At 64.6% G+C, this 19,576-nt stretch carries 15 protein-coding genes; 4 read left to right on the top strand and 11 right to left on the bottom strand.

Annotated features, from left to right (window positions below; genetic code table 11):
* The 6 genes from F4827_RS21785 to F4827_RS21760 form a co-directional block, all read right to left on the bottom strand.
* Window positions 1-1,239, bottom strand: a complete 1,239-nt coding sequence (locus F4827_RS21785) for a fimbrial protein (RefSeq protein ID WP_183726969.1) — start codon at window positions 1,237-1,239, stop codon at window positions 1-3.
* 77 nt (window positions 1,240-1,316) lie between these two features.
* A complete protein-coding gene (locus tag F4827_RS21780) occupies window positions 1,317-2,774 on the bottom strand; it encodes a type II and III secretion system protein family protein (RefSeq protein WP_183726967.1) in 1,458 nt (485 codons plus the stop codon).
* 54 nt (window positions 2,775-2,828) lie between these two features.
* The gene (gene cpaB, locus F4827_RS21775) at window positions 2,829-3,761 is read right to left on the bottom strand and encodes a Flp pilus assembly protein CpaB (RefSeq protein ID WP_183726965.1); all 933 of its coding nucleotides are present in this window, start codon (window positions 3,759-3,761) and stop codon (window positions 2,829-2,831) included.
* A 91-nt stretch (window positions 3,762-3,852) separates the two neighbouring features.
* A complete protein-coding gene (locus F4827_RS21770) occupies window positions 3,853-4,365 on the bottom strand; it encodes a TadE/TadG family type IV pilus assembly protein (protein ID WP_183726963.1) in 513 nt (170 codons plus the stop codon).
* Window positions 4,362-4,883 (bottom strand): prepilin peptidase, encoded by a 522-nt coding sequence (locus F4827_RS21765; protein WP_311674088.1) that lies wholly within the window; start codon window positions 4,881-4,883, stop codon window positions 4,362-4,364. Before F4827_RS21765 ends, F4827_RS21770 begins: the two co-directional genes overlap by 4 nt.
* A 113-nt stretch (window positions 4,884-4,996) precedes the next feature.
* Window positions 4,997-5,167, bottom strand: coding sequence for a Flp family type IVb pilin (locus tag F4827_RS21760; RefSeq protein ID WP_183726960.1), 171 nt, complete (start codon window positions 5,165-5,167; stop codon window positions 4,997-4,999).
* A gap of 733 nt (window positions 5,168-5,900) precedes the next feature.
* On the opposite strand from F4827_RS21760, the gene F4827_RS21755 reads away from it, so the two are divergent.
* The 4 genes from F4827_RS21755 to F4827_RS21740 all read left to right on the top strand — a co-directional run bounded on the left by F4827_RS21755 (window position 5,901) and on the right by F4827_RS21740 (window position 11,733).
* Entirely contained in the window at window positions 5,901-7,559 is a 1,659-nt protein-coding gene (locus F4827_RS21755) for a collagen-like triple helix repeat-containing protein (RefSeq protein ID WP_183726958.1), read from the top strand.
* A 70-nt stretch (window positions 7,560-7,629) separates the two neighbouring features.
* Complete coding sequence (locus tag F4827_RS21750) at window positions 7,630-9,111, top strand: collagen-like triple helix repeat-containing protein (protein ID WP_183726956.1); 1,482 nt, start codon at window positions 7,630-7,632, stop codon at window positions 9,109-9,111.
* 235 nt (window positions 9,112-9,346) lie between these two features.
* Complete coding sequence (locus F4827_RS21745; protein WP_183726954.1) at window positions 9,347-11,068, top strand: ShlB/FhaC/HecB family hemolysin secretion/activation protein; 1,722 nt, start codon at window positions 9,347-9,349, stop codon at window positions 11,066-11,068.
* A 182-nt stretch (window positions 11,069-11,250) separates the two neighbouring features.
* Complete coding sequence (locus tag F4827_RS21740) at window positions 11,251-11,733, top strand: DUF2147 domain-containing protein (protein WP_183726952.1); 483 nt, start codon at window positions 11,251-11,253, stop codon at window positions 11,731-11,733.
* A 99-nt stretch (window positions 11,734-11,832) separates the two neighbouring features.
* On the opposite strand, the gene F4827_RS21735 is transcribed toward F4827_RS21740, so the two are convergent.
* The 5 genes from F4827_RS21735 to F4827_RS21715 all read right to left on the bottom strand — a co-directional run bounded on the left by F4827_RS21735 (window position 11,833) and on the right by F4827_RS21715 (window position 19,448).
* Window positions 11,833-12,288: a transposase gene (locus tag F4827_RS21735; protein WP_183726950.1), complete on the bottom strand. Its 456-nt coding sequence runs from the start codon at window positions 12,286-12,288 to the stop codon at window positions 11,833-11,835.
* A 128-nt stretch (window positions 12,289-12,416) separates the two neighbouring features.
* Complete coding sequence (gene zapE / locus F4827_RS21730) at window positions 12,417-13,514, bottom strand: cell division protein ZapE (protein WP_183726948.1); 1,098 nt, start codon at window positions 13,512-13,514, stop codon at window positions 12,417-12,419.
* Window positions 13,515-13,643: 129 nt separating this feature from the next.
* A complete protein-coding gene (lpdA, locus tag F4827_RS21725; protein WP_183726946.1) occupies window positions 13,644-15,074 on the bottom strand; it encodes a dihydrolipoyl dehydrogenase in 1,431 nt (476 codons plus the stop codon).
* A 124-nt stretch (window positions 15,075-15,198) separates the two neighbouring features.
* A complete protein-coding gene (odhB, locus tag F4827_RS21720) occupies window positions 15,199-16,464 on the bottom strand; it encodes a 2-oxoglutarate dehydrogenase complex dihydrolipoyllysine-residue succinyltransferase (protein ID WP_183726944.1) in 1,266 nt (421 codons plus the stop codon).
* Window positions 16,465-16,583: 119 nt separating this feature from the next.
* Window positions 16,584-19,448, bottom strand: a complete 2,865-nt coding sequence (locus F4827_RS21715) for a 2-oxoglutarate dehydrogenase E1 component (protein ID WP_183726942.1) — start codon at window positions 19,446-19,448, stop codon at window positions 16,584-16,586.
* Window positions 19,449-19,576 lie beyond the last annotated feature (128 nt).

The raw sequence follows: 19,576 nt of genomic DNA, 5'->3' as shown, positions 1-19,576 counted from the left end.
CTACGAACGCTTCGATGAGTGAGGGAAAAGACCGCGCAAAGGACGCCGCAGCGCGTCCAGCTTGTTGGGCGGGCGCGAGCGCACGCCGTCCAGTTGCGCCGCGAGCGCTTCGAGCGCACGCACGTACGGGTCGCGTGGTGAGCTATCCGCAAGCAATTGGCCGCGATTGGCGGCCTGGCACAGCGCCACGCGACGCGCGGGCAACGCGCCCGCGAGATCGATGCCCAGACGCTCGGCGATCTGCGCCGCGCTCAGGTCGATCTCCGCTTCGTACTGGTTGAGCACGAGGCGCAGATGATCGTTCTCCACGCCGGCCTCGCGTAGCATTTCGAGCTGACGCGAGGCCGCGACGATCGACGCCACGCTCTGGTCGCATACGAGCCAGACCTGATCGGCGGCATGCGCGACTTCGGAAACGAATTCGGTATTGCTGAAGCCGCCCAGATCGACGAGTTGCTGGTCGAAAAACGCGCGCAGACGCGTGAGCAGCGCCACCGCAGACTGGAAAGACACTTCGCGGAAGGCGCTGAGATCGGCAGGCAGCGTGGTGAGCGCCAGACCGCTTTCGTGACGCGCGAGCGCCGTGTGCACAAAGGTCTGGTCGAAGCGGTTCAGATTGCGCACGGCATCGACGAAATTGAAACCGTTGCCGGCGTTGAGCAGCAGTGCGCCGTCGCCAGCCGGCAGGCCGAGATCGAGCAAGGCGGCGTGGCGGTTGGTCGGTGCGCCCTTGCGCGCGAGCAAGGCGCCAAGACTCGCGGCCAGCGTCGTCACCCCCATGCCGGCGCGCGCGCCGAGCAGGACCGTCAGCCGGCCATGCCGACTCACAGGCTCCACGCGGTTCTCAAGCACCTGGCGGACGATTCGCAAGGCATCCTCACCGTCGCCCGCTACATCGACGAAATCCCGCACGCCGGCGCGCAACGCGGACAGCGCGCTCTCCGGTTCCGCGAGCGTGCCGAGCGCGACCACCTGAAGCCCGGGAAATGCAGCGTGCGCGGCCGCGGCCACGGCGCTTGCAGCGGCGCCGCGCCCCTGCGAAAAATCGACCAGCAGCAGCGACGGCATATGCTGCGAAATACGCTGGGAGACCAACGCGGGGTCGAGTGCGACGGACTCCACCTTGCCCGCCGGAAAGAGCGTTTGCGCCAGCCAGCGCGCGTGCGCGTCGTTCGCCGAAGCGAAGACAAACGAATCCGCCACGGTGGTTTGAGTCATCAAGTGCGCTCTCGCATTCATCACAGGCTCCATGCATCCCGGTGCAACGGCGTACGCCTGCGCGCCCGCCGTTGCACGGCGCTATCTCAAGGCGTAAATCAGGGCGAAAAACCCGGCACCGGTTCGCGCGCCGCCGCGCCGCCCAGCAGCGAACGCCACACCGGCGCGTTGCGCTGCTCGGCCAGCTCCCCCGGCGTCGTCGGCAGCTTCGCGTCCTTCGCGAGCGGCGACACCAGATGCGGCGTGACCACGATCACCAGTTCTTTTTCGTTCTGCTGGTAGTTCAACTGCTTGAAGAAGGCGCCGATCACGGGAAGATCGCCCAGCAGCGGCACCTTGTTCACATTCGACGCCGTCTCGCGATCGATCAGGCCGCCGATCACAAAACTTTCGCCATCGCCGAGTTCGACGGTCGTTTCAGTACGCCGCGTCGTGATCGCGGGCACCGAGACGCCGCTGATCGTCACGGCATTGGAGAAGTCGAGCTGGCTCGCCTCGGGCGCGATCTTCAGCGCGATGCGCTGCGGCGAAAGCACCGTCGGCGTCAGCGACAGGCCGATCCCGTACGACTTGTATTCGATCGCCGTGGCGCCGAGCGCCTGCGGCACCGGCACCGGAATTTCGCCGCCCGCGAGAAAGCTCGCGCTCTGCCCGGACAGCGCCACGAGCGTCGGTTCCGCCAGCACGCGCGCGAGGTTGTTCGTTTCCATCAGGCTCAGGTCGGCGAACAGACCATGCGTCGCCGACGAAAACACGAGGTTGAACGCCGAGGAGATCGGCAAGGTGCTCTGCACCGTCGTCGACGAGGAACCCACGGTGCTCGAGGTCAGCGACGTCGGCGTAAACGACCCGAACGAGAAGCCGTTGTTCTGGCGGAAGAAGTTGAAACCGATCTCCTTGAGCACGGTGCGGCTGAACTCCACCACCCGCACGTCCACCTGGACGACCGAGCGCGTGGCGATGGTCGAGTTGTCGAGCACCGTGCCGTCACCGCCGCCTGCGTCGCCGCCATCCTGGCCGTCCTTGCCGCCGCCTTTGCCGCCCTTGCCGCCGTTGCCGCTTGCGGCCACCGAACCCTGTGCTGCCGCCACGGCGCGCTGGTGCTGCTCCATGTTCGCGGCGCTGCCGGTGATGATGGCGGTGCCGCCCAGCACCTTTACGTCAGGCGTGCCAGGACCGAGCAGCGCGCGCGCCGCATTGGTCGTCACGTTGACCGTGAAAGTCCGCTGCACACCGTTCTCCCACACCATCACGTTGGTTGTGCCCGCCCCTTTGCCGACGAGCAGCAGACCGCCTCGACGGTCGCCGCGTATCACCAGCACGTCGGCCACCGACGGGTCGCCCACGGCGACGCGCGTCAACGCCCCATTCACCGGCAGCGTGCGCTGCTCGCCCACCGCGATATCGAAGCTCGACGGCAGCGGTTCCAGCGCAACACCAGCACCGGCGCGCGCGGGCGGCGCAGCCCAGGCGGCCAAAGTGGCGAGCGCGAGACCGCTGGCGCAAGCGGACGCGGCAACGGCCACGGCGAGTTTCCTCGTTATCGTTATCGTCATCGTGTTCCTGCTTCTCTCGTGTGCGGCCGCGTCGTGCGCGGCGCTCTTTTTTACTTACCAGGCGACCGTTTCGGCTCGCCCACCCCGTATCACTTCCAGTGCGCCGCGCGCGGGCGCGCTCACCTGATGCGGCGCGGCCTGCACGACCGTCTTCGGCGCGCTGCCGCCGGCGAGCTGGTCGAGCGCAACACCCGCGGCTGCCCGCGTCGTGCCTTGCGGCGTCGCCTTCGAGACCACCTTGAGCACGCCGGGCTGCGGACCGAATGCATCCGGATCGACCTGATCGTCGTCGGTCGGATTGCGCAGCGCGAGGATCAGTTGTCCCTGGCTTTGCGCAAGCGAAAGCTGATCGACCTGGGTCACCGGCACGGCGATCACCGCCGTGCGCGGCACGGCGTTCTGCGTGCCGAAGTTGCTGGTGCGCTGTGCGCCTGCCGGGTTGTCGTCCTGCTGGGAACCAAACACCAGCACCCGCGCCTTCGAAATCAACAGGCGCGCCTGGGTGCGCCCCACTTCCCCCGAGCCCGCGCCATTGCTGTCGCGGCGCAGCGTGAAGAACACGTCGACGTAGTTGCCCGCGTGCAACTGGTTGCCGACGGCGTTGGTCTCGTCCACGCGCACCGCGACGGCGCGCTCGCCGGCCGCGAGACTGGCGGCGAGACTCGAAGAAAGCTGTTGATCGAGCACCGGCGTATCGGGGGCGATATCGGTGAGCGGCACGCGGCCCGCGACCAGCGCGCTGTCGTTGACCGAGCCGACCGGATGAATCGGCAGCGGCTGCACGCGCAGCGCATCAGCGGGAATCGGCTGGCCTGCAGGCAGCGTGCGCGTGGCCACCACGACTGGCGTGAGCGCCTGCGTGGTGGTGGCGGGCTGCACAACGGGTTGCGGGGCCGGAGCACGGCGCGCGAGCATGATCGCGAACAGTCCGAGCACGAGCGCGGCGGCAATCAGGAGTCCTGCGGCAATTTTGGTCAGATTGGCCATCAACGATGATTCCGGATGCGTACAAGGTGTGCGCCGCGCGACGAACGTGACGAATGATTCAATAGACAGGCGACGATGCAGGGAGCGGTTTTCACAGGATGTTCACCGGATCGATCTGCACGGTGGCCTGGCCGACAAGTGAAGTCGGCGATATCAAACCCATCAGCGGCAGCGGTGGCACCAGCGGTTTCGAACTCCACGGATAGGACAGCGTGATCTGCACGCAGTCCATCGCGGTGTTGCTTGAGCAGCCGGCGGGCGCGGTACTGACGGTCTGCGTGCACTGGGGCGCTTGCGTGAGCCAGTTCACGACCGCGAGCGCGCGCGTGCAGGCGGCGTTCGCCCGGCTCGTGAGCGCCGCGCTGGTATTCGCCGCGTTCTGATAGACGAGCGCCGCGCGCGCGCCTTCGGCAGCCGCCGCAGTCAGACTGTGCTGCACGAGGAAGATCATGCTGTACATCACGATGCCGTAGAGGATCGCGAAGAAAAGCGGGAACGCAAGCGCGAACTCGATCGCGGCCACCCCACGCTGCCGGTTAAGATTGCCGTTACGCCGAGCGCCATTTCGCTTGCGCAGTCGCGGTTTGAAGGCACGCGTTTTCATTGCAGACCTCCAGGCACGCACTGGAACGCGAGCCACACGAGCGCGGGCAAAGTAAGGCATGCGGCGTACGGCGTGCCGCGCCAGCCACCCGACGTTACGTTACTGATTCGGCGTCCTGATAATGCATGCGAGCGCGAGCGCATTACGAGCATCCTCACGACCACATGAACCAGCGCAGCGATACTCGCGACGATCCAGAGATCGAGCAGCGGCTGCATTCCGCACCAGGCGCCGAGCACCGCGAAGACTTTCACATCGCCCGCACCCATCATGCCGAGCACGAAGAACGGCATAAGCGCGGCCAGCCCCGCCGCCGCTGCGGCGAGTGCCGGGAGAACGCCATGATGCGCGGGACTCGCGTTCACGAGCGATGCCGCGAGCGCGGCGCACAAACCTGCACCGACAAGCGTGTTAGGCACGCGCCGCGAGCGACAGTCGCAGACAGCGACGGCCAATGCCCACGCGGCAAACGTGAGGCTGAAGATCAATGAGGTCATCGCGTATGGACGTGCAGCCACGCCGCGCGTGCCTGAATGACGGCGCACGTGGAGCGGAACCGCTACGTTTAACTGAATGAATCGGCGAGACCGTCCAAGGCGATCACGCCACGCGTCATCAGCGAGATCTGGCGTTACGACACCGAGATCTGCGACGTGATGTAGGTGAACACCTGATTCAGCTTGGTGCCCAGACCACCCACGCTCACTGCGATGACCACTGCGATGAGCCCCGCGATGAGCCCATACTCCAGTGCGGTTACCCCGTCTTCCGACTTCATGAAATGCTTCACCAGCTTGTTCATTTTTCGGCCCTCTCTCTCTTTATAGCGCTCTCACGCTGATCTGCATCGACGCCTGCGTATGCTATTTGAATTGCGTCGATACATCCGGTCCACGGACTCATGACAGTCCGCCAACAACGACGGCCGAATCGTAAGCATTCCCATCGGACTTGCCAACGTGCAGCTCTGTTATGTGTTGTTTTGTGCCCAGTGCGTTTTTTATAGCGTAACCCGAAACGTTACGCAATCGTTCGTTACGCAACGGACAGGTCGTAACGTCATTATCGGCATAGGCGTTTTATCACCGCCTCCGGATAAACCATTACACAACTATTCAGGAGTCGCAAAGCATTTTTACGCCAAACGTTTTCGCGCATAAAAGCCTTTGAGCAGGCTATGCCGCGCGCTTGAGCGCGATTCGCCGGGTGTGTAATTCGCCCCGCCATTTCCCAATCCGCATAGGTGTTCGCATCGTTACCCCCGCGCCGCGTAACACCGCACGCGCCACGTTACGTGACGTAACGCACGTCACGCTATTACCGCGCGGATTAACTCGTCTTATTCGTTTGACGAAACGATCCGGCAAAGGCTTGTCACGCCTTGATTAGACGAAAACCTCGACGCGCAAATGCTGTTGTTTTTCGAGCGCGATTTCGAATTGGCACAGCTGTTGCAGTGTAGGTGGCGCAGGTCTGACAAACCGAGCACACAACACATAGACAACACACACACCATACGAGACCGAGGGCACACCATGAACAACCACAACATCGCACAGGCAGCACGCCTCACCGCTATCGCAGCAACGATCGCCACCCTGCTTTCCCTCACCGCCTGCGGCGGATCGGGATCGCTGAGCAGCGGCACCGGCGGCGGCGGCGCACTGCAAACCAGTGGCGGCACGAGCGGCGGCGCGGGCAGCGACGGCAGCGGTTCGAGCGGCAGCGGCACGAGCAGCTCCAGCGGCAGCACGACCACCAGTGACAACGGTAGCGGTAGCGGCAACGGTAGCGGCTCGGGCACCAGCACCGCAGACAACGGTAACGGTACCGGCAGCGGCAACGGAAACGGCAGCACGAACGGCGGTGGCAACGGCTCGTCCTCCAGCGACAACGGCAGCGGCGGCAATGGCAATGGCAGCGGTAATGGCAATGGCAATGGCAATGGCAATGGCAGCGGTAATGGCACGGGTTCGACCACCGCCGCCAACGCCGTCGGCCAGGTCGTGCATACCGCCGGCAGCGTCGTGAGCGATGCGGGTTCGACGGTGTCGGGTCTCGGCAGCACGATTGCCTCGCAATCGATTCCGGGCGTGAGCTCGTCGACGACGCAAGCCGCGGGCGGCATCGTGCAAAACGTCGGCAATGCGGTGTCGACGCTCGGCAGCGGTCTGGCAAACGGCCTCGGCCAGCTCGGTTCGACCAGCAATCCGGTCGGCACCACGCTCTCCAGCACGGGCGGCGTGGTTGCCGACGCAGGCAAGGCGGTCACCAGCACGGGGGCGCTCGTCACGAGCCTGGGCAGCGGCCCGCTCGCCCCGCTCGCGGCCGTCACCACGCCGCTGGGCACGGCCGTCAGCACGCTGGGTTCCGCCGTGACGAACGCCGGCGGCACGCTCACGACCGCGCTCTCGACCGGTCCGGTGCAACAGGTTACGCAAACGCTCAGCTCGGCAATCACGCCGATCACCTCGGTGGTCGCCAATACGACGCAGACGGTCGGCACGGCAACGGGCCTTGGCGCACCGGTCGCGGGGCTGCTGCAAACGCTCGGCGGCGGCCTGCAGAAGGGCGGCGCGCTCGTCGCGCAGTCGGGCGGTTCGAACCCCGTGACGACGGGCGTGGGCAACCTCGTCGCCGATACGGGCAAGACCGTCGCCACCGCCGGCAATCTGCTCACGGGCAGCAGCGGCGGCAGCGGCTCCAACCCGGTCACGGGTCTGCTGGGCACGCTTGCGGGCGGCCTCACGGGCGGCTCGGGCGGCAGTTCGTCCGGCAGCAGCGGCGCGGCCATCGGCGTCGGCGCAGGGATCGGCGTGGTCGCGACCTCGGGCGGCAGCAACCCGCTCGCTCCGGTCACGGGCGCGCTGACCACCGTCACCACCGCCCTGACTTCGGCTACGGGCGGCAGCACGGGCGCACTCGCGCCGGTCACGGGTCTGGTCAGCGGCGTCGTCGGCGCCGTGACCACCACGGTCAACAGCGTCGGCACGGCAGGCGGCTCGATCGTCGCGGGCGCGGGCGTCGCAGCCGGCGCCAAGACCAGCAGCACGTCCAGTTCGTCGAGCAGCACGAGCTCGACGCCGGCGCTTTCGCTTTCCTCCTTGACGGGCGGCACCTCGGGCAGCGGCACGACTGGCCCGCTCGCCGGCCTCACTTCGCTCGTAGGCGGCCTGCTCGGCGCCAGGAAGTAATCCCGGTAATCGACCCAATACACGCAACCAGACAGATAAGCGTCCCCAAATTCGATCAGGAGCCAGCGTCATGTCCAGCCGTTTCAATACGATACAAAGCGCGATCCAAAGCGCAATCCAACATGAAACTCACGCCGCCGCACTCGTGCGCACCCTGCGCCTGAGCGCGCTCGCCGCGGCCGTCGCCTGCAGCGTCGCCGCCTGCGGCGGCAGCAGCTACACCCCGCCTTCGGCGTCGACCGGTTCGGACGGCGGCACCGGCACCACCACCACCGGCTCCACCAGCGGCGGCACCGGCACCAGCGGTTCGACCTCGGGCGGCTCGACTTCGGGCGGCGGCACCAGCGGCTCGACGGGCACCTCGGGCGTCGTCACCTCGGTCGGCAAGACCACGGGCGATCTGGGCAGCGCAATCGGCTCGACCACCCTGCCCGGCGGTATCAGCTCGCAAGTCACCTCGGGGCTCGGCCAGACGGTGTCGAGCACGGGGACGGTTGCGGGCGCACTCGCCGATGCGGTCTCCAACGGCCTCGGCCAGACCGGCTCGACGGCCAATCCGGTCGGCACCACCGTCGCCGGTCTCGGCAATGTCGTGAGCGCCACCAGCGGCGTGGTCCAGGGCGTCGCCACCACCGTCAACGGTCTGGGCAGCGGCCCGCTCGCGCCGCTGGCGCCGGTCACCACGCCACTCGCTTCCGCGCTCAATACGACCGCCAACACCGTCAACGCCACCGGGCAGATGCTCGGCAATGCGCTGTCGTCGGCGCCGGTACAGCAGATCACGCAGCCGCTGAGCACGGCGATCACGCCGATCGTCACCACCACCGGCCTCATCACGCAGCAAGTGGGAACGTCGACGGGGCTGGCCACGCCGGTCTCGGGCCTGCTCGCGCAAGTGGGCGGCGCGCTGCAAACGGCGGGCGCGAAGGTTTCGTCGACGACGGGCACCACATCGAGCGGCGCCCTCGGCCCGCTCTCGCCGGTGGGCGCGGACGTCGGCACGCTGGTCAGCGCGCTGGGCAACACCGTCACCAACGCAGGCGGTCTGGTGAATCCGAACGGCCCGAACGGCGCTGCACCGATTCCCGGCCTGATCACGAGCCTCGCGGGCGGCAGCACGGCGCTGGTCGCCAATGGCCCGCCGACGGGATCAGCGGCTAACGGCGTGCTCGGCCCGCTCAACTCGGTGATCGCGAGCCTCGGTCTCGGCGGTTCGCCGCTCGGCACGCTCACGAGCCTGACCGGGACGACGGGCGGCACCAGCGCCATCACGAGCGGCCTGACAAGCGTGCCTGTCGTAGGCGGCCTGCTCTCGGGCGTGGTGTCGAGCGCGAGCACGGCGGCGGGCTCCGCATCGAGCAGCACCTCGGGCACGACGGGCTCAACGACGGCGAGCGGCGCGGGGGCGCTGCTGCAACCGGTGACCACGCTCGTCAGCACGCTGACCGGCGCACTCGGCACGACCACGGGCAGCACGACTTCTTCAAGCAGTTCTGGCAACACGAGTACATCGGGGGGACTACTGAGCGGCTTGCTTCATAAGCTGCCGTAGCGCGCGCAACAATCATCGGGCAACATGGGCGCTGCGTGGCACGGGGTCCTGAGAGGGACGCCGCGCCGCGACTGGCCCGGGTATCACAGGGACAGGTAGTACGTAGTACGCAAAAATAATAAACACAGGCAATCAGGGAGCCACAGATCGCCGCAAAGGCGACACAAAGAGGCGGCGCGCAGCGGAGGTTTCAGGGAACCGTTGCGCGCTGTCCGACAAGTCCGAGGGTAGTCCGATGAAAGGCGCAGTCGCAGAATGGGCCGTGCTCGCCGTGGTGGGAGTGTGGGCGGGCATCGGCTTGACGGGGGTGGCAGTAGCACAGCAAAACAGGCCGGCGTCGGGCGGCAATCCAGCAGCAGGGAACCCGCTCGACGCACTGCCTCAGATCAACGCGCCGCAGAAGGCGCCAAACGTAACGGTGCAGGTGGAGCAGCAGACGCCGCAACTGCAGCAGTTACTCGCTACGCATATCACGCCGGCCACCTTCAAGGTCGAGGGCGTGAAATCGATTCCGTTCGACGAGGTGGTGAAGAAGTTCGCGCCGCTCGCGAATCACGACATCACGATTGGCCAATTGATCGAAACGGCCAACGAGGTGACGAAGCTCTATCAGGAGCGCGGCTATGCGCTCTCCTTCGCATTCGTGCCTGCCCAGGACTTCGCGGGCGGCGTGGTGCGCATCACCGTCGTCGAAGGCTATGTGAAGGACGTGAAGGTCACCGGCAAGCCGGGCAAGCTTGAAGACAAGATGCGCTCGATCGCGGCGCATATCGTCGAAGACCGGCCGCTGCGCACCGCGACGTTCCAGCGCTATATCAACGTGCTTGGCTTGCTGCCCGGCCTGAAGGTAAAGGCAAACGTGGCGCCGCCGACCAACACGGACGGCGCGACCACGCTCGAACTGGACGCCACGCAAAAGCCCTACGACATCAGTACCGGGATCGATTTCAATCACCCCGGCGTGCAAGGGCTGCTCACGCTCACGGAAAACGGCCTCACGCCGTTCGGCGAACAGCTGAGCGTCTCCGCGCTGCTGCCCAAGGGTCGCGACAATGTCACGTATCTCGCCGCGCACGCCGCCGTGCCGATCGCAAGCGACGGTCTGATCGCGAAGGTCGACGCCTCGCACTATCGCGGCAATCCAACCGACAATCCGGGCCTGCCCGGTTCCGTGGAGCGCACCGTCATCAGCGACAAGATCACGGGCGCGCTCTCCTACCCGCTGCTGTTGAGCAATACGCGCAGCGTGGTGGGCACCGTGAGCGCCTATGCGACGCATGATGAGGATCGCTACCACAACACCCTCAATGGTCTGCAGTACGGATTGAAATCGCAGGTGCGCGTCGTCCAGTTGCAGGCCGATTACACCGATGTGCAAACCGGTCAGGTGCGCAAGGCGAGCATCGCGGTGGCGAAGGCGTTCAATGTGCTCGGCGCGTCGAAATCGGCGGATACGAATATTCCAGGCCTCACGCTGCAAAATCCGGCGTCGCTGAACTTCGTGCGCACCAACGCCTCGTTCTCGCAGACCAACGACTGGCCGATGGGTTTCGGCACCGCCGTGGCCGTGATCGGGCAATATAGTCCGGTATCGCTGCCGACCTCCGAACAGATTTCGTTCGGTGCGCAGCGGTTTGCGGCGGGCTACGAGCCGGGCGAGGCGTCGGGCGATTCGGGCTGGGCGTATTCGCTCGAATTGAACCGGCCGCTCAAGATCGGCAAGGTGTGGCTGCAGACGCTCACGCCTTATGTGTCGTTCGACATGGCGCGCGTCTATCTGCATGCGGGCACGCCCTCGCCTTCGCGGCTGTCGTCGGCTTCGATTGGCTTCCGTTTGAGCGACGGGCGCTATTACAGCGTGGATCTCTCGGTGGCGAAGGCGCTGGCCGATGCGCCGGTCGAGAGCGCCTCGCGCAGTCCACGCTTTAACGCGACGTTCTCGTATCAGTTGAATTGATCGATCCCGATGTGCTGGCAGGCACGCGCCATGCGATGCCTGGCTGTGCCTGCCGACTAGAGTTTCTCCTCGCAAACGCACGCTGCGCTTTCGCGTATCCTGCCCTCACCGTCGCGCGCAGTTGTCGGCCCGACGCGAAGCGGTTCATCACACATAGATAAACATCAGTGGAGGAAGACACCATGAAAGCACTCAATCGTTCCACCTCGTTCGCCGCACGCGCGGCGCGGCAGGTCGCGCTCGCAGGCGCACTGCTCGGCGCAGTGGCAGCCGCCCAGGCGCAAACGAATTCGCCTGTTGGCGTATGGCAGACCATCGACGATCACACGGGCCAGCCCAAGGCGCTCGTGCAGATCAGCGACGACGGCAGCGGTGCGCTCTCCGGCAAGGTCATCAAGGGTCTGGGCGCGAACGATCAGCCCGATCGCCGCTGCACGGCCTGCACCGACGCGCGCAAGGACCAACTGATTCTGGGCATGACCATCATCGACGGCATGAAGAAGACCGGCGACGACTGGGATGGCGGCAATATCCTCGACCCGGAAAACGGCAAGATCTATCGCTGCAAGATGCACACCGAGGATGGCGGCCAGAAACTGGTCGTGCGCGGTTATATGGGCATCTCGCTGCTGGGCCGCTCGCAAACCTGGGTGCGCCAGCAATAATCATTCGCACAACGATATAAACCGCGCCTGAATAACGAGGCCGCCTTGTCAAAAGGCGGCCTCGTTTCATTCAGGGCGCAGCGCCAGCGTTAAACAGCGTTACGCCGTATGCCGATACACCGACCGATAGCCCAGCGACGGCGGCACACCTTGCGCAACAGCGGGACTGAACGGCGAATTGCGCGGCGCGGCCTGGAGGCCCTCCTGAACGCGTGCAGCGGCTTTCTCCGCGCGGCTCAGATGCTTGCGCATGCGTGTCTCGATGGTGTCGCACAACGCGACGCCTTCTTCGCCAAACAGCTCGCCCATCACATGCTTGAGCACGCCGTCGTCGTGCCACGCCTTGAAACGGCGATGGCAGGTCTGATAAGAGGGATAGCGGCGCGGCATGGCAGACCAGGTGGCGCCGCTATACATGACCCACAGGACGCCGTTGAGCACCGAACGGGTATTGGCGAGCGGCCGGCCGCGCATTTCCGAGCGCGGGCGCAGTTCGGGCAGCAGCGGCATGACGCGCTGCCATTCTTCCTCGGTAATATCGCGATGGGGGGTCATGGTCTACTCCTTTGTCAGAACCGGTCCTGACAAAAGATATCGACTTGACCCGGCCGCCCATATCAGACGAGTCCGAATCTTGAAAAACAATCCGGCTGCCGTTCAATGCCGCGTCCCGGTCTCCCCCTTCAGGTCAGCGCCGTATCCACCACGCGCCGCGGCGTTTCCAGATATTCCTTCGATTGCATTTCGACGATGCGCGAGACCGTGCGCGTGAATTCGTTGGCCATCGGCCCTTCGGGATACAGGTCCTCGGGCGGCACCGCTGCCGACATCAGCAGCTTGACCTTGTGGTCGTAGAACACGTCGATGAGCCAGGTGAAGCGGCGCGCCTCGGACGCCATGCGCGGCGTCATCTGCGGCACGTCTGACAGAATCACGGCATGGAAGCGACTCGCCAGTTCGAGATAGTCGTTCTGCGAGCGCGGGCCGCCGCATAGCGTGGCGAAATCGAACCACACCACGCCGTCCGCCTTGCGCAGCGCCTTCAGTTCGCGCTTCTCGATGCGCAGGATCGGGCTTTCGTCGGGCACCGCGGCGAGCTCGGCGAACGAGTGACGCAGCGCCTTGTCGGCGGCCGCACCGAGTGGCGTGTGATAGACCTCAACCTGCGCAAGCGTGCGCTGACGATAGTCCACACCCGCATCGACGTTCAGGACATCCAACTTTTCCTTGATCAGCTCGATCGCCGGCAACATGCGGTCACGATGCAGGCCATCGGGATAAAGCAGATCCGGATCGTAGTTCGAGGTCATCACGAATTGCACGCCGTTGGCAAAGAGACGATCGAGCAGGCGATAGAGAATCATCGCGTCCGCGATATCGGAGACGTGGAATTCGTCGAAGCAGATCAGGCGATAGCGTTTGGCGATGCGACGCGCGAGTTCATCGAGCGGATCGGCCTGGCCTTTGAGTTCTTCGAGTTCGCGATGGACTTCGCGCATGAATTCGTGGAAATGCAGACGCGTCTTGCGCTGCACCGGCACGACCGCGTAGAAGCTGTCCATCAGGAAGCTCTTGCCGCGCCCCACGCCGCCCCACATGTACACGCCGCGCGGCAGATCTGGGCGATTGATGAGCTTCCAGAACGCGTTCGAGCGACGCGATTTGTACTCGACCCACTCGTCGTAGCACCGCTGCAGTCGATCGATGGCGACGCGTTGCGCCGCATCCGGTTGATACCCCCGTTTCTGCAGTTCTGATTCGTAGTATTCGGTGACGTTCATTTCGTGGGCCACAAATGAGTAAAGGCGGAGCGGGTTCTAACCCGTCCGCCTCTGTACGCGATGCAAATTACCGCAAGGTATTGCGGGCCGGGCGCGGCCTTCACGGCACCGCCGCCCTGCCCTGTTGCATTACATATTGAGCGCGCGCTTGTCGACGGCGAGCGCCGCTTCGCGCATGACTTCGGACAGCGACGGGTGCGGATGGCAGATGCGGCCGAGGTCTTCGGCGGCAGCCTTGAATTCCATCGCCACCACGGCTTCCGCGATCAGGTCCGATGCGTTTGCCGAGATGATGTGCACGCCGAGCAGCTCGTCGGTCTTCGCGTCGGCGATCATCTTCACAAAGCCATCGGCCTTGTTGATGCCCAGCGCGCGGCCGTTTGCCATGAACGGGAACTGGCCCGTCTTGATCTCGCGGCCTTCGGCCTTGAGCTGCTGTTCCGTCTTGCCGACCCATGCGATTTCCGGTTCGGTGTAGATCACCCACGGAATGCAGTTGTAGTCGATGTGCGGCTTCTGGCCGTCGATGATTTCGGCCACCAGCACGCCTTCGTCTTCGGCCTTGTGCGCGAGCATCGGGCCACGCACCACGTCGCCGATCGCGTACACGTTCGGCACCGCCGTCGCGCAGTGGTCGTCGATGTCGATGAAGCCGCGCTCGTTGGTCTTCAGGCCGATTGCTTCGAGACCGAGGTTATCGGTGTTCGGCACGCGGCCCACCGACACGATCAGGCGGTCGGCTTCGAGCACTTGCGCGTTGCCGTCCTTGTCCGTGTAGTTGATCGTGACGTTCGTGTCGGTTGCCTTGACTTCGCCAACCTTCACGCCGACGTGAATGTCCAGGCCCTGCTTCTTGAAGAGCTTGGCGGCTTCCTTCGAGAGCGCCTGGTCAGCCGCGCCGAGGAATTCCGGCAGCGCTTCGAGCACGGTGACTTCCGCGCCCAGACGGCGCCACACCGAACCCAGTTCCAGACCGATCACGCCTGCGCCAATCACGGCCAGCTTCTTCGGCACGGAGTCGAACGAGAGCGCGCCTTCGTTGTCGGCGATGATCTTGTTGTCGACCGGCATGCCCGGCAGGTGACGCGCCTTCGAACCCGTGGCGATGATGACGTTCTTCGCCGTCACGGTTTCGGTTTCGCCTTCGCCCGAAACTTCGATCTGCACGCCGGCGTCGTTCTTGCCGGTGAACTTGCCGTGGCCCTTGAGCCACGTGATCTTGTTCTTGCGGAACAGGAATTCGATGCCCTTCGTCATCTTCTCGACGATGGCTTCCTTGCGGCCGAGCATCTTCGAAACGTCAATGCTCACGTCGCCCACGCTAATGCCGTGGTCGATCAGATGGTGTTGTGCGTTTTCGAACTCTTCCGACGAAGCGAGCAGCGCCTTCGACGGGATGCAGCCGACGTTCAGGCAGGTGCCGCCGAGCTTGAGCGTGCCAGCCGGGTTCTTCCACTTCTCGATACAGGCAACCGACTTGCCGAGCTGAGCCGCGCGGATTGCCGCGATATAGCCGCCGGGACCGGCGCCGATCACGACGACGTCAAATTCTTTGGACATGGTCATCCTTTCGATACGTGAGCGCTGCGCGCGGACTCCGGCTTGCGGAGTTCCGCGCGCAGCGCCCAGTGTGAGACTGGATGCGCGAGCCGGACCTGAATCCGGACTCGCGCTACAACGCGTTTTACAGATCGAGCAGCAGGCGAGCCGGATCTTCCAGCGCATCCTTCATCGCGACCAGCGACAGGACAGCTTCGCGGCCGTCGATGATGCGGTGGTCGTACGACATCGCGAGGTAGTTCATCGGACGGATGACGATCTGGCCGTTCTCCACCACGGCGCGTTCCTTGGTCGCGTGCACCCCCAGGATGGCCGACTGCGGCGGGTTGATGATCGGGGTCGAGAGCATCGAGCCGAACACGCCGCCGTTCGAGATCGAGAACGTACCGCCCGTCATTTCTTCGATCGACAGCTTGCCGTCCTTGGCCTTCTGGCCGAATTCGGCGATCTTCTTCTCGATGTCGGCGAGGCTCATCTGGTCTGCGTTGCGCAGGATGGGCACCACCAGACCGCGCGGCGAACCGACCGCGATGCCGATGTCGAAGTAGCCGTGGTAGACGATGTCGTTGCCGTCGATCGACGCGTTGACGAGCGGGAACTTTTTGAGGGCGTGAACCGCGGCCTTCACGAAGAACGACATGAAGCCGAGCTTCACGCCATGTTCCTTCTCGAACCTGTCCTTGTACTTGTTGCGCAGATCCATGACCGGCGCCATGTTCACTTCGTTGAACGTCGTGAGGATGGCGTTGGTTTGCTGCGACTCAAGCAGACGCTCGGCGATACGCGCACGCAGACGCGACATCGGCACACGCTGTTCCGGACGGTCGTTGAGCCAGTTGCCAGCCGACGCCGGCGCGTTGACTTGCGGCAGCGACGGCTTCGCAGCCGCCGTGCGGGCGGCGGGCGCCGCTGCCGCAGCGGCCTTCGGCGCGCCTGCGCCCAGCACGTCCTGCTTGGTGATGCGGCCATCGCGGCCCGTGCCGGCGACGTCGCCGCCTGCCAGACCCTTTTCCGCCATCAGCTTGGTCGCTGCGGGCGATGCGATGCTGCTGCTCGACGTCGATGCGGCAACGGCAGCGGCCGGAGCTGCGGCGGGCGCGGCTGCCGGGGCAGCAGCGGCTGCGGGCGCTGCCGCGGCGCCAGCCTTGCCTTCCGTATCGATCTTCGCGATGACCTGGTCGCTCGTGACGGTTGCGCCATCGCCGACCAGGACTTCAGCCAGCACGCCGGCTGCGGGTGCGGGCACTTCGAGCACGACCTTGTCGGTTTCGATCTCGATGACAACTTCGTCCTGAGCGATCGCTTCGCCCGGCTTCTTCTTCCACTGCAGCATCGTGCCTTCCGACACCGACTCCGAAAACTGCGGGACCTTGACTTCAACAATAGCCATTTGATGTTCCTGAATACTGTTCGGGATATACCCGTGGGTACGAACCGGGTCGCGCACATGAGCGCGGGAAAGCGCGCTGTACGTTCGCTCGCTTTCCCGGTTCGATTAGCTCAATGTGCTTACTTCGCGACCTGCGCGCCCTTCAGGCGGCCGAACGCACCTTCGATCAGCGACTTCTGCTGCTCGTAGTGCTTCGCGTAGTAACCGACAGCCGGAGAAGCCGAAGCGGGGCGGCCGCTGTATGCCAGCTTCATGCCTTCCTTCATGCCTTCCCTCAGGTGGTGCTCGATGTAGAACCACGGGCCCTGATTCTGCGGCTCGTCCTGCACCCAGACCACTTCCGTCGCGTTGTCGTACTTCTTCAGCTCGGCTTCGAACTGCTTGTGCGCGAACGGATAGAGCTGTTCGATACGGATGATCGCGACGTCGTTTGCCTTGGCTTCGCGGCGGTGCGCCACGAGGTCGAAGTACACGCGGCCCGAGCAGGCCACCACGCGCTTGACCTTCTTCGCGTCGATGGTGTCGTCCACTTCGCCGATCACCGGCTGGAACGAGCCCTTCGCGAGTTCGGACAGATCCGACACGGCTTCCTTGTGACGCAGCAGCGACTTCGGCGTGAAGATGATCAGCGGCTTGCGGAACAGACGGATCATCTGGCGACGCAGCACGTGGAAGATCTGCGCCGGCGTGGTCGGCTGAACGACCTGCATGTTGTGCTCGGCGCACATCTGCAGGAAACGCTCGATACGCGCCGACGAGTGCTCCGGACCCTGGCCTTCGTAGCCGTGCGGCAGCAGCATCGTGAGACCCGAAACGCGGCCCCACTTCACTTCGCCCGACGAGATGAACTGGTCGATCACGACCTGCGCACCGTTGACGAAGTCGCCGAACTGGCCTTCCCACGCGACGAGCGTGTTCGGCTCGGCGGTCGAGTAGCCGTATTCGAAGCCCAGCACCGCCTCTTCCGACAGCACCGAGTCGATCACCGTGAAGTTCGCCTGGTTTTCGCCGATGTTCTGCAGCGGAATATACGTGCCGTCGTTCCAGCGCTCGCGGTTCTGATCGTGCAGAACGGCGTGACGGTGCGTGAACGTGCCACGGCCCGAGTCCTGGCCCGTCAGACGCACCGAGTAGCCCGAAGCGACCAGCGACGCATACGCGAGGTGCTCGCCCATGCCCCAGTCGAGCTTCGCTTCGCCCTTGCCCATCGCGCGGCGGTCGTTGATGACGCGCTCGACCAGCGGGTGAACCTTGAAGTTCTCCGGGATCGTGGTGATGCGCTCGGCCAGACGCTTGAGTTCGGCGAGCGGCACGGCCGTATCGGCGGCGTCGGTCCACTTGCGGTTCAGGAACGGCACCCAGTCCACCGCGTACTTGCTCTTGTAGTTCGAGAGCACCGGGTCGACCGTGTGGTGGCCTTCGTCCATCGCGGCGCGGTACGCCTTGACGTAGTTGTCCGCGTCTTCAGCCGTGATGACGCCCTGCTGCACCAGCTTCTCGGCGTACAGCGCACGGGTGCCCGGGTGCTGCGCGATCTTCTTGTACATGAGCGGCTGCGTGACAGCCGGGGTGTCCTGCTCGTTGTGACCGAGCTTGCGGAAGCAGACGATATCGACGACCACGTCCTTGTGGAACTGCATGCGGAATTCGACCGCGAGCTGGATGGCCAGCACGACCGCTTCCGGATCGTCGCCGTTCACGTGCAGCACCGGCGCTTCGATCATTTTGACCACGTCCGTGCAATACAGCGTCGAGCGCGCATCGCGCGGGTCCGACGTCGTGAAGCCGATCTGGTTGTTGATGACGATGTGCAGCGTGCCGTGCGTGCCGTAACCACGCGTTTGCGCGAGGTTCAGCGTTTCCATCACGACGCCCTGACCCGCGAAAGCCGCGTCGCCGTGGATCTGCACCGGCAGAACCTGCAGGCCGTCTGCATCGCCGCGGCGATCCATACGCGCCTTCGCCGAACCCTCGACCACCGGGTTGACGATTTCAAGGTGCGACGGGTTGAACGCGAGCGACAGGTGGACCGGGCCGCCTTCGGTGGCGACGTCCGACGAGAAGCCCTTGTGGTACTTCACGTCGCCAGCCGGCAGGTCGTCGACGTGCTTGCCTTCGAATTCGGCGAACAGGTCGGCCGGCATCTTGCCGAGCGTGTTCACGAGCACGTTCAGACGGCCGCGGTGGGCCATGCCGATGACGATTTCCTGCACGCCCTTCGCGCCTGCGTGACGGACCACTTCGTCCATCGCGGCGATGAAGGATTCGCCGCCTTCGAGCGAGAAGCGCTTCTGGCCGACGTACTTGGTGTGAAGGAAGCGCTCAAGACCTTCAGCGGCCGTAAGGCGCTGCAGGATGTGCTTCTTCTTGTCGTTCGAGAAGTTCGGCGTCGAGCGGATCGACTCAAGGCGTTCTTTCCACCAGCGCTTCTGTTCCGGATCGCTGATGTACATGTACTCGGCGCCGAGGGTGCCGCAGTACGTGTCGCGCAGCGCCTTGACGATCTCGCGCAGCGACGCGCGCTCGAAACCGAAATACAGGTTCGTGGCGCTGAACGTCTGGTCCATATCGGCTTCAGTGAAGTCGTAGAACGCAGGTTCGAGTTCGGGGATGACGGGGCGCTCGCGACGCTTCAGCGGATCCAGGTTGGCCCATTGCGAGCCCAGGAAGCGATATGCGCCGATGAGGGACTGAACGTAGACTTGCTTGCGTGCCGTGGCGAGATCTTCACCACCGCCCTTGGGAACGAAAGCATTGGCTTTTGCGCGCTGCGCAAACGACTCGACGATCGGGCCGTGAGCGACATCGCTGTCGGTTGAGCCACTCGACGACGGCACGTTTTGCAGTGCGTCAAAGTACTCGCGCCATTGGTCCGGAACGGACGCAGGGTTGTCAAGATATGCTTCGTATAGCTCTTCGACATACGGAGCATTGCCGCCGAACAGATAGGAGTTCAGCTGGAATTGCTTCATCGTTTCCGACATTTACGCTCACCTTTCTTCGAGTTTCTCGAGAAATAGCGGGTTACTCAACCTTCCGCGCCACGGCCTGACCGTTTAGCGGATTGCGAATCAAGTCTGCTTGGAAGGACCTAAATCATGCATCCGCGGAG

This window comes from Paraburkholderia bannensis, from assembly GCF_014200455.1.
GTDB classification, from domain to species: Bacteria; Pseudomonadota; Gammaproteobacteria; order Burkholderiales; family Burkholderiaceae; genus Paraburkholderia; species Paraburkholderia bannensis_A.
This window is presented reverse-complemented; position numbering and strand designations above follow the sequence as displayed.

Bases quoted from the DNA above. Each gene is read 5' to 3' on its own strand.
- F4827_RS21785 (WP_183726969.1), bottom strand. From the start codon at position 1,239: ATGAATGCGAGAGCGCACTTGATGACTCAAACCACCGTGGCGGATTCG.
- F4827_RS21780 (WP_183726967.1), bottom strand. From the start codon at position 2,774: ATGACGATAACGATAACGAGGAAACTCGCCGTGGCCGTTGCCGCGTCC.
- cpaB (WP_183726965.1), bottom strand. From the start codon at position 3,761: ATGGCCAATCTGACCAAAATTGCCGCAGGACTCCTGATTGCCGCCGCG.
- F4827_RS21770 (WP_183726963.1), bottom strand. From the start codon at position 4,365: ATGAAAACGCGTGCCTTCAAACCGCGACTGCGCAAGCGAAATGGCGCT.
- F4827_RS21760 (WP_183726960.1), bottom strand. From the start codon at position 5,167: ATGAACAAGCTGGTGAAGCATTTCATGAAGTCGGAAGACGGGGTAACC.
- F4827_RS21755 (WP_183726958.1), top strand. From the start codon at position 5,901: ATGAACAACCACAACATCGCACAGGCAGCACGCCTCACCGCTATCGCA.
- F4827_RS21750 (WP_183726956.1), top strand. From the start codon at position 7,630: ATGTCCAGCCGTTTCAATACGATACAAAGCGCGATCCAAAGCGCAATC.
- F4827_RS21745 (WP_183726954.1), top strand. From the start codon at position 9,347: ATGAAAGGCGCAGTCGCAGAATGGGCCGTGCTCGCCGTGGTGGGAGTG.
- F4827_RS21740 (WP_183726952.1), top strand. From the start codon at position 11,251: ATGAAAGCACTCAATCGTTCCACCTCGTTCGCCGCACGCGCGGCGCGG.
- F4827_RS21735 (WP_183726950.1), bottom strand. From the start codon at position 12,288: ATGACCCCCCATCGCGATATTACCGAGGAAGAATGGCAGCGCGTCATG.
- zapE (WP_183726948.1), bottom strand. From the start codon at position 13,514: ATGAACGTCACCGAATACTACGAATCAGAACTGCAGAAACGGGGGTAT.
- lpdA (WP_183726946.1), bottom strand. From the start codon at position 15,074: ATGTCCAAAGAATTTGACGTCGTCGTGATCGGCGCCGGTCCCGGCGGC.
- odhB (WP_183726944.1), bottom strand. From the start codon at position 16,464: ATGGCTATTGTTGAAGTCAAGGTCCCGCAGTTTTCGGAGTCGGTGTCG.
- F4827_RS21715 (WP_183726942.1), bottom strand. From the start codon at position 19,448: ATGTCGGAAACGATGAAGCAATTCCAGCTGAACTCCTATCTGTTCGGC.